This is a genomic window from Rhizobacter sp., from assembly GCF_031412495.1.
Classification (GTDB): domain Bacteria; phylum Pseudomonadota; class Gammaproteobacteria; order Burkholderiales; family Burkholderiaceae_C; genus Schlegelella_A.
In genome coordinates, this window is the sequence record NZ_JANODC010000249.1 from 1 (window position 1) to 7849 (window position 7849).

The following is a 7849-nucleotide window of genomic DNA, read 5'->3' on the forward strand; positions in this document are numbered from 1 at the left end:
CGATGCCGAGGCCGCCGCCCATGTCGAGGTGTTCGATCGGCAGGCCTTCGGCCTCGATGGCTTCGACCAGGTCGAGCACGCGGTCGAGCGCGTCGAGGTAGGGCGCCGTCTCGGTGATCTGCGAGCCGATGTGGCAGTCGATGCCGACCACCTCGAGCGCAGGCAGCGCCGCGGCCCGCGCGAAGGCGGCTGCCGCGTGTTCGTGCGCGATGCCGAACTTGTTGGCTCGCAGCCCGGTCGAGATATAGGGGTGGGTGCGGGCGTCGACGTCCGGATTGACGCGCAGGCTGACCCGGGCCCGGCGCCCGGCGTCATGCGCCACGGAGGCAAGGACTTCGAGCTCGGCGATGCTCTCGACGTTGAAGCACAGCACATCGACCTCGACGGCGCGCCTCATCTCCGCGCGCGTCTTGCCGACGCCGGAGAAGACGACACGCTCCGGGTCGCCGCCGGCGGCGATCACGCGTTCGAGCTCGCCGCCGGAGACGATGTCGAAGCCGCATCCCGACCGGGCGAACAGCTGAAGGATCGCGAGGGTCGAGTTGGCCTTCAGGGCGTAGCACACGAGGTGATCGCGGCCGCGGAGCGCGTCCGCATACGCAGCCAGGGCCCGGCGGATCGATCCCTGCGAGTAGACGTAGAGCGGCGTGCCGAAACGGCGCGCTAGGTCGGCCACGGCCAGTTCCTCGACGAAGAGCCTGCCGTCGCGGCAAACGATCTCCGGCGCACCGGGCAGGGCGGTCATCGCGCCGGCGCCGGCACAGCCGAAGCCGCCGCGGCGGCAGGGGCGACCTGCACCAGCGGGCCCTTCTGCCCGCACGAAGCGAGCAGGACGGCAGCGCCGAGGAGCATGGCCATCCTGGCCGCAGGACTGCGGACCGGGCCTACACTCGTTTCGCGATGGCTTCTCATCGCTTGATTCTAGAGAGCATGGATACGGCCCCTGCCTTGTTCGAGAACATCGACGACGCCGAGTACGAGCGTCGCGCCCGGACTGTCTTCGCATCGGTCGAGACCACCGTCGACCGATTCCTCCAGGACGACGTGATCGACATCGACGCCAGCCGCACCGGCGGGCTGGTCGAGCTCGCCTTTCCCAACGGCAGCCGGATCGTGCTCAACACGCAGCCGCCGCTGCACGAGCTGTGGCTGGCGGCCCAGGCCGGAGGCTTCCACTTCCGACCCGCTGCCGGCCGCTGGGTCGAGGGTCGCGAGGGTCGCGAGTTCTTCGAAGTGCTGTCGGCCTGCGCGAGCGAGCAGGGCGGCCGACTGCTGGTGTTCGCCCCGGATCCGCAGCCCTAGCGCGGCCGGAACAGGTCGAGGATGCTGTTCCGCTCTTCTTCGCTCGGCGGTGCAGGCGCCTTTTCTTCCAGGCCGACGCTGCTGACGCCGCCGCCCCGCGCGTACTCTTCGTAGTACCACTCGCCGTTTAGGCTCACGACGCCCTCCGGGGGCGCCGGCTCCTGGATCGGGACGCCCTTCAGCATCGTGCTCATGTAGTCGATCCAGATCGGCAGGGCTAGCCCGCCGCCGGTTTCGCGATCACCGAGCTTGCGGGGCGTGTCGTAGCCCATCCAGACCACGCCGACGATGTTCTTCTGCCAGCCTGCGAACCAGGCGTCCAGCGAATCGTTCGTCGTGCCCGTCTTTCCGTAGACATCGACGCGCTTCAGCTCCCGCTGGGCCTTGGCCGCCGTGCCCGAGCGGGTGACCTCCTGCAGCAGGCTGCTCATGATGAACGCATTGCGGGCGTCGATGGCTCGAAGCGGCTCGTCGAGCACCGGCACGCGCGCCTCGTTGATGACGTGCCCCTTGTTGTCGGTGATGCGGCTGATGAGCAGCGGGTTGATCCGGTATCCGCCGTTCGCGAAGACGCTGTAGGCCGACGCCATCTGCAGCGGCGTCACGGAGCCCGCGCCGAGCGCCATGGTGAGGTACGCGGGGTGCTTCTCCACATCGAAGCCGAAGCGCGAGATCCACTGCTGCGCGTATTGCGGCGTGATCGACTTCAGGATGCGGATCGAGATCATGTTCTTCGACTTGGCCAGGCCGCGCCGCATCGACATCGGCCCGTCGAACGTGCCGTCGTAGTTCTTTGGCTCCCAGGGCTGGCTGCCGGTGGACGTCGCATCGAAGAAGAGCGCCGCGTCGTTGATCACCGTGGCCGGCGTGAAGCCCTTCTCCAGCGAGGCGGAGTAGATGAAGGGCTTGAAGCTCGAACCCGGTTGCCGCCAGGCCTGGGTCACGTGGTTGAACTTGCTCTTCGAATAGTCGAAGCCGCCGACCATTGCGCGGACGCTGCCCGTGCGCGGATCCATCGCAACGAAAGCCCCTTCGACCTCCGGCAGCTGGGTGATCGACCAGTCGTCCTTCGCGCCCCGGATCAGGCGGATGACGGCGCCGCGACGCAGCTGGATCTTCGGATTGGCCTTGGCCGCCAAGGCCGAGGCAGCGGGCTTGAGGCCGTCGCCGGTGACGCTCACCGTCTCTCCGCTCTGCAGCATCGCCGTCACCTTCTTGGCCGACACGTCGATGGCGATCGCGGCGAGCAGCTCGTCGTTGTCCGGGAAGTCCTGCAGTGCTTCGGCGACGCGGACGTCGAGCTCCTTCGGGTCAGCGGGAAGGTCGACGTAGTCCTCGGGGCCGCGGTACACCTGGCGCCGCTCGTAGTCCATGATTCCCTTGCGCAGGGCCCGGTAGGCGAGGGTCTGCTCGCGGGAGTTCAGGGTCAGATAGACGTTCAGGCCGCGCGTGTAGGCCTCCGGACCGTACTGCGTGAAGATCATCTGCCGCGCCGCCTCGGCCACGTATTCGGCGTGCACCGCCACTTCCGTGGGCGTTCGGTACTTGAGGACCTGCTGCAGTGCCGCGTCGCGCTGCGCGACGGTGATGAACTCGTTCTCCAGCATGCGCTCGATGATGTAGCGCTGCCGGATCGTCGCCCGGTCCGGATTGACGATCGGGTTATTCGCGGACGGCGCCTTCGGCAGCCCCGCCAGCATCGCGGCCTCGGCGACCGTGATTTCCTTCAGGGGCTTGCCGAAATAGATCTCGGCCGCCGAGGCGAAACCATAGGCGCGCTGTCCCAGCGCGATATGGTTCATGTAAACCTCGAGAATCTGCTCCTTGCTCAGGGTTCTCTCGATCTTCAGCGAGAGCAACATTTCGTACAGCTTGCGAGTAAATGTTTTCTCGGTCGACAAATAGAAGTTCCGTGCCACCTGCATCGTGATCGTCGATGCGCCCTGGGCACTGCGGGCCTCGCCGAAGTTGGCCAGCCCGGCGCGGATGACGCTGACGTAGTTGACGCCGCTGTGCTTGTAGAAGCGGGCATCCTCCGCGGCCAGGACGGCGTCCTGCATGACCTTGGGGATCTGGTCGATGGGGACGAAGTTTCGGCGCTCTTCGCCGAATTCGCCTAGCAGCACGCCGTCGGCCGAGAACACGCGCATCGGCAGCTTGGGCCGGTAATCGGTGAGGCTGCTGATCTCGGGGAGATTGGGGTAGGCGACGGCCAGGGCGATGCTGGCCAGGAGCACCGCCGACACGACCGCCGCCACGGCCAGGCCGGCCAGGCCGAGCAACAGGCGCAGAACCAGGCTGAGGCCACGCTGGATCGGCTTGCCGGGCGGCGCCGGCCGGCGCACCTCGGCGCCACGCTCGGCGGTGAAATCGGGATCAGTCACGACAGGTCCAGGACACGCTCCGCATTATAGAAACGCACGTCCACGTGCTTTGCAGCAGGTCATCGAAGGGCTGAAAAGTGATGCATTGAACACTTGGATTCTTCTTGCAACAAAGCCATCGCTGCGCCGGGCTCGGCGCGTGAGATTTGCAACGCGCACGAGGGATTGGGCAGGCTGTTTTGCGTTGGTTATCAAAGGCTTTGCTGCTAGCATCGAAGTAACTTATTAACAATCCAGCACGTTTAATCTCGCGTCTGGAAAAGGGGCATCGTGAGCTTTCTCGATTCGCTGATGGGTCGCAAGCACCCGCCAATGATCGGCCTCGACATCAGTTCGTCGAGCGTCAAGCTGGTCGAGCTGAACCAGAACAACGGCGGCGAATACATCCTGGAGCGGTTCGGCTCCGAAAGCTTCGAGAAAGGCTGGATCGCCGACGGCCAGATCGAGAAGTTCGATGAGGTGGCCGAGGCCGTCAAGCGGCTGGTCACGAAGAGCGGAACGCGCACCCGCCAGGTCGTGATGGCCATGCCGCAGTCCGCCGTCATCACCAAGAAGATCATGCTTCCGGCCGGCTTGCGCGAAGAAGAGCTCGAGCTGCAGGTCGAGTCGGAGGCCAACCAGTACATCCCTTTCTCCCTCGACGAGGTCAGCCTGGACTTCTGCGTCATCGGACCGAGCCCGACCTCGGTGGGCGACGTCGAGGTGCTGATCGCCGCATCGCGCAAGGACCGGGTCCAGGACAGGCAGGGCCTGGCCGAAGCCGCGGGCCTCCGCCCGGCGGTGCTCGACATCGAGTCGCATGCCTCGCGCCTGGCGATGAGCCGCGTCGTGTCGGCCCTGCCGAACGAAGGGCGCGACGCGCTGGTGGCGCTGTTCGAGATCGGCGCCGATACCACCAGCCTCAAGGTCCTGCGCGACGACGAGATGCTGTACGACCGCGACCAGGCTTTCGGCGGCTCCCAGCTGACGCAGCTGATCTCGCGCCAGTACGGCTTTTCCTACGAGGAGGCCGAGCAGAAGAAGCTCGCCGCCGACCTGCCCGATGACTACGAGACCTCGCTGCTCGCCCCCTTCGTCGACAGCCTGTCGCAGGAGATCGGGCGCGCCCTGCAGTACTTCTTCACCAGCACGCCGCATCACAAGGTGCACTACGTGATGCTGGCCGGCGGCACGGCGACGCTGCCCGGCCTCAAGGACCGGGTCACCGAGCTGACCGGCTTCGCGTCCATGGTGGTGAACCCGTTCGAGAACATGAAGCTCGGCTCCGCGGTGCGCGAAGCCAAGCTCCGGCGCGAGGCATCGTCGTACCTGACGGCTTGCGGCCTCGCCATGCGGAGGTTCGTCCAGTGATCATGATCAACCTGCTCCCCCACCGGGAGGAGCGTCGCAAGCGCAAGAAGATCGCCTTCTTCGCCGGCCTCGGGCTCGCGTCGCTCGCCGGCATCGCGATGGTGGGGATCTGGTACCTGGTCGTCGAGCAGCTCATTTCCGGGCAGCAGGAGCGCAATGCCTTCCTGCAGGCGGAGATCGCCAAGCTCGACGTCCAGATCAAGGACATCGCCAGCCTGAAGGCCGAGATCGCTTCGCTGAAGGCGCGGCAGAAGGCGGTGGAGGACCTCCAGATCGACCGCAACGTCCCGGTCCATGTGCTGAACGAGCTGGTGCGCCAGGTTCCGGAGGGGATCTACATCACGTCCGTCAAGCAGGACGCGCAGAGCCTGAACGTCGCCGGCATCGCCCAGACCCAGGAGCGCGTGTCCGAGTTCCTGCGCAATACCGCCTACAGCTCGGAGTGGCTGGTCAAGCCCGAGCTGATCGAGAGCAAGGCGACGGTCCTGCTGGGCGCCAACCGCGAGCAGAAGCGTTTGTTCGACTTCTCCATTCGTCTCACCGTGAAGCGGCCGCAGGACAGCGCGGCTTCAGCACCTCTCGCTGCCTCGGCGGTCCCCGCCACGGCGCTTTCGGTTCCGGCGCCCGCGCCGCAGCCGAGCAAAACCTGACGCGCCATGGCCAGCAAAAGCAAGACCGCCAACGTCGACCTGAACTCGGTCTTCGAAGGCGCGGCATCGCAGTTCCGGGGCCTGAACCCGAACGAGCCCGGGCAGTGGCCACTGCTGCCCAAGGCCATGACCTTCCTCGCGCTGGCGATGGCGATGGTGGTTGCCGGCTGGTTCGTCGTCCTCTCCGCCGAGCACGACAAGCTCGACGCCGAGCACAACAAGGAGCCGACGCTGAAGGTGGACTACCGCAGCAAGCTCGCGCAAGCGGTGAACCTGCCCGAACTGCGCAAGCAGAAGACGCAGGTGGAGGAATACGTCACCCAGCTCGAGAAGCAGCTGCCGGGCAAGGCCGAGATGGACGCGCTGCTGTCCGACATCAACCAGGCGGGCCTCGGCCGTGGCCTGCAGTTCGAGCTGTTCCGGCCCGGCCAGGTCGTGATCAAGGACTACTACGCCGAGCTGCCGATCGCCATCCGCGTCGCCGGCCGCTATCACGACATCGGCTCGTTCGCCGGCGACATCGCGAACCTTTCGCGCATCGTGACCCTGCACAACCTTTCGATCACCTCCGGCAAGGACGCGAACGGCGTGCTTTCGATGGAAGCCACCGCCCGCACCTACCGCTACCTCGACCCGACCGAGGTCGAGGAGATCCGCAAGAACGCGGCCAAGGCGAAGCCTGGGGCCAAGCCGGGAGGCAAGCCATGAGGAGCCTCGCCGTGACACGCCCGTGCCGGGCGGTGGTGCTTCTGGTCTGCAGCCTGGGGCTGATGGCCTGTGCCGGCGACCAGGACGAGCTGCAGCAATGGATGGAGCAGCAGAAGCGCGAGGTCAAGCCGAACGTCGAACCGCTGTCTGCACCGAAGAAGTTCAACCCGCAGCCGTATGCCGCTCTGGGGGCAGTCGAGCCGTTCAGCACGCAAAAGCTTTCCGTGGCGCTCAAGCAGGAAGCGCGGCAGCCGAATTCACTGCTGGCGGCAGAGATCAACCGCCGCAAGGAGCCGCTCGAGGCTTATCCGGTCGACAGCATGGCCATGGTGGGAAGTGTCAACCGCAACGGCCGCCCGTACGCGCTCCTGAAGGTCGACAACCTTCTCTACCAGGTCAAGCAGGGCGACTACCTCGGGCAGAACTACGGAAAGATCACCAAGATCTCCGAAACCGACGTGACCTATCGCGAGATCGTGCAGGACGCAGCAGGCGAATGGATCGAGCGCAACAGCGCCCTCCAGCTTCAGGAGAAGGCGCGATGAAAAGCATCTGGGAGAAATCGATGATTGGCTGGCGCTCGCGACTCTTTGCCCTCACGCTCACGGCCGTGGCGGCCGTTCCCGCCTGGGCGCAGAACGCGATCCAGTCCATCAATAGCTCGCAGCAGGCGGGGTCCGAAGTCATCCGGATCGAGCTGACCGAGCCGCTCGCTGCGTTGCCGGCCGGCTTCACGGTGCAGGCGCCGCCGCGCATCGCCATCGACCTGCCGAACGTCTCGAACGGCCTCGGCAAGTCGAACCTCGAGATCAACCAGGGCAATCTCCGCTCGGTCAGCATCGCCCAGTCCGGCGAGCGGACCCGCCTCGTGCTCAACCTGAAGCAGCCGGCGGGCTACCGGGCCCAGATCGACGGCAAGGTGCTCGTCGTCTCGCTCGACAACAACGCGCCGGCGACGCTCGCCAGCTCGAGCGGCCAGCCGACCCGCTTCGCCGAAAGCCTCAACCGCACCCAGCTCTCGCTGCGCGACATCGACTTCCGGCGCGGCGCCGACGGTGCCGGCCGCGTCGTGGTCGAGTTGCCGAACAACCAGGTCGGGGTCGACATCCGCCAGCAGGGTCAGAGCCTGATCGTCGAATTCCTTCGCTCGAGCCTTCCCGACGCGATGCGCCGGCGCCTCGACGTCACCGATTTCGGCACCCCGGTGCAGAGCATCACGACGACGCAGCAGGGCGACCGGGTGCGCATGACGGTGGAGCCGCGCGGCGCGTGGGAGCACAGCGCCTACCAGAGCGACAACCAGTTCGTCCTCGAGGTCCGGGCCCAGAAGGTCGACCCCAACAAGCTCGTCCAGGGGGCAGGCTACGCGGGCGAGAAGCTCTCGCTCAACTTCCAGAACATCGAAGTGCGGGCCCTGCTGCAGGTCATCGCCGACTTCACCAACTTCAACGTCGT

The 7849-nt window shown here is 66.1% G+C and carries 9 protein-coding genes; 6 read left to right on the forward strand and 3 right to left on the reverse strand.

The window, feature by feature from the left end:
• A partial coding sequence (lysA, locus tag AC30N0_RS09530; RefSeq protein WP_489517688.1) for a diaminopimelate decarboxylase occupies nucleotides 1-745 on the reverse strand: 745 nt, incomplete at its 3' end.
• Nucleotides 742-912 carry an LPS translocon maturation chaperone LptM gene (lptM, locus tag AC30N0_RS09535; RefSeq protein WP_489517689.1) on the reverse strand — a complete coding sequence of 57 codons (171 nt, stop codon included), beginning with the start codon at nucleotides 910-912 and terminating at the stop codon, nucleotides 742-744. The genes lysA and lptM, both read right to left, overlap by 4 nt.
• A gap of 18 nt (nucleotides 913-930) precedes the next feature.
• Between lptM and cyaY the strand changes: the two genes are divergently transcribed.
• The gene (gene cyaY / locus AC30N0_RS09540; protein ID WP_489517690.1) at nucleotides 931-1302 is read left to right on the forward strand and encodes an iron donor protein CyaY; all 372 of its coding nucleotides are present in this window, start codon (nucleotides 931-933) and stop codon (nucleotides 1300-1302) included.
• Here the strand turns inward: cyaY and AC30N0_RS09545 are convergent.
• Nucleotides 1299-3686: a penicillin-binding protein 1A gene (locus AC30N0_RS09545; RefSeq protein WP_489517691.1), complete on the reverse strand. Its 2388-nt coding sequence runs from the start codon at nucleotides 3684-3686 to the stop codon at nucleotides 1299-1301. The genes cyaY and AC30N0_RS09545 overlap by 4 nt on opposite strands.
• Nucleotides 3687-3956: 270 nt before the next feature.
• Here AC30N0_RS09545 and AC30N0_RS09550 point away from each other — a divergent pair, with 270 nt between their 5' ends.
• The 5 genes from AC30N0_RS09550 to AC30N0_RS09570 all read left to right on the forward strand — a co-directional run.
• Nucleotides 3957-5036, forward strand: a complete 1080-nt coding sequence (locus AC30N0_RS09550; protein ID WP_489517692.1) for a pilus assembly protein PilM — start codon at nucleotides 3957-3959, stop codon at nucleotides 5034-5036.
• Entirely contained in the window at nucleotides 5033-5686 is a 654-nt protein-coding gene (locus AC30N0_RS09555; protein ID WP_489517693.1) for a PilN domain-containing protein, read from the forward strand. Before AC30N0_RS09550 ends, AC30N0_RS09555 begins: the two co-directional genes overlap by 4 nt.
• 6 nt (nucleotides 5687-5692) lie before the next feature.
• On the forward strand, nucleotides 5693-6394 hold the full coding sequence (locus AC30N0_RS09560; protein ID WP_489517694.1) for a type IV pilus inner membrane component PilO: 702 nt from the start codon (nucleotides 5693-5695) through the stop codon (nucleotides 6392-6394).
• 62 nt (nucleotides 6395-6456) lie between these two features.
• Nucleotides 6457-6939 (forward strand): pilus assembly protein PilP, encoded by a 483-nt coding sequence (locus tag AC30N0_RS09565; protein WP_489517696.1) that lies wholly within the window; start codon nucleotides 6457-6459, stop codon nucleotides 6937-6939.
• Nucleotides 6936-7849, forward strand: a 914-nt coding sequence (locus AC30N0_RS09570; RefSeq protein WP_489517695.1) for an AMIN domain-containing protein, incomplete at its 3' end; no start/stop codon positions are given. The genes AC30N0_RS09565 and AC30N0_RS09570, both read left to right, overlap by 4 nt.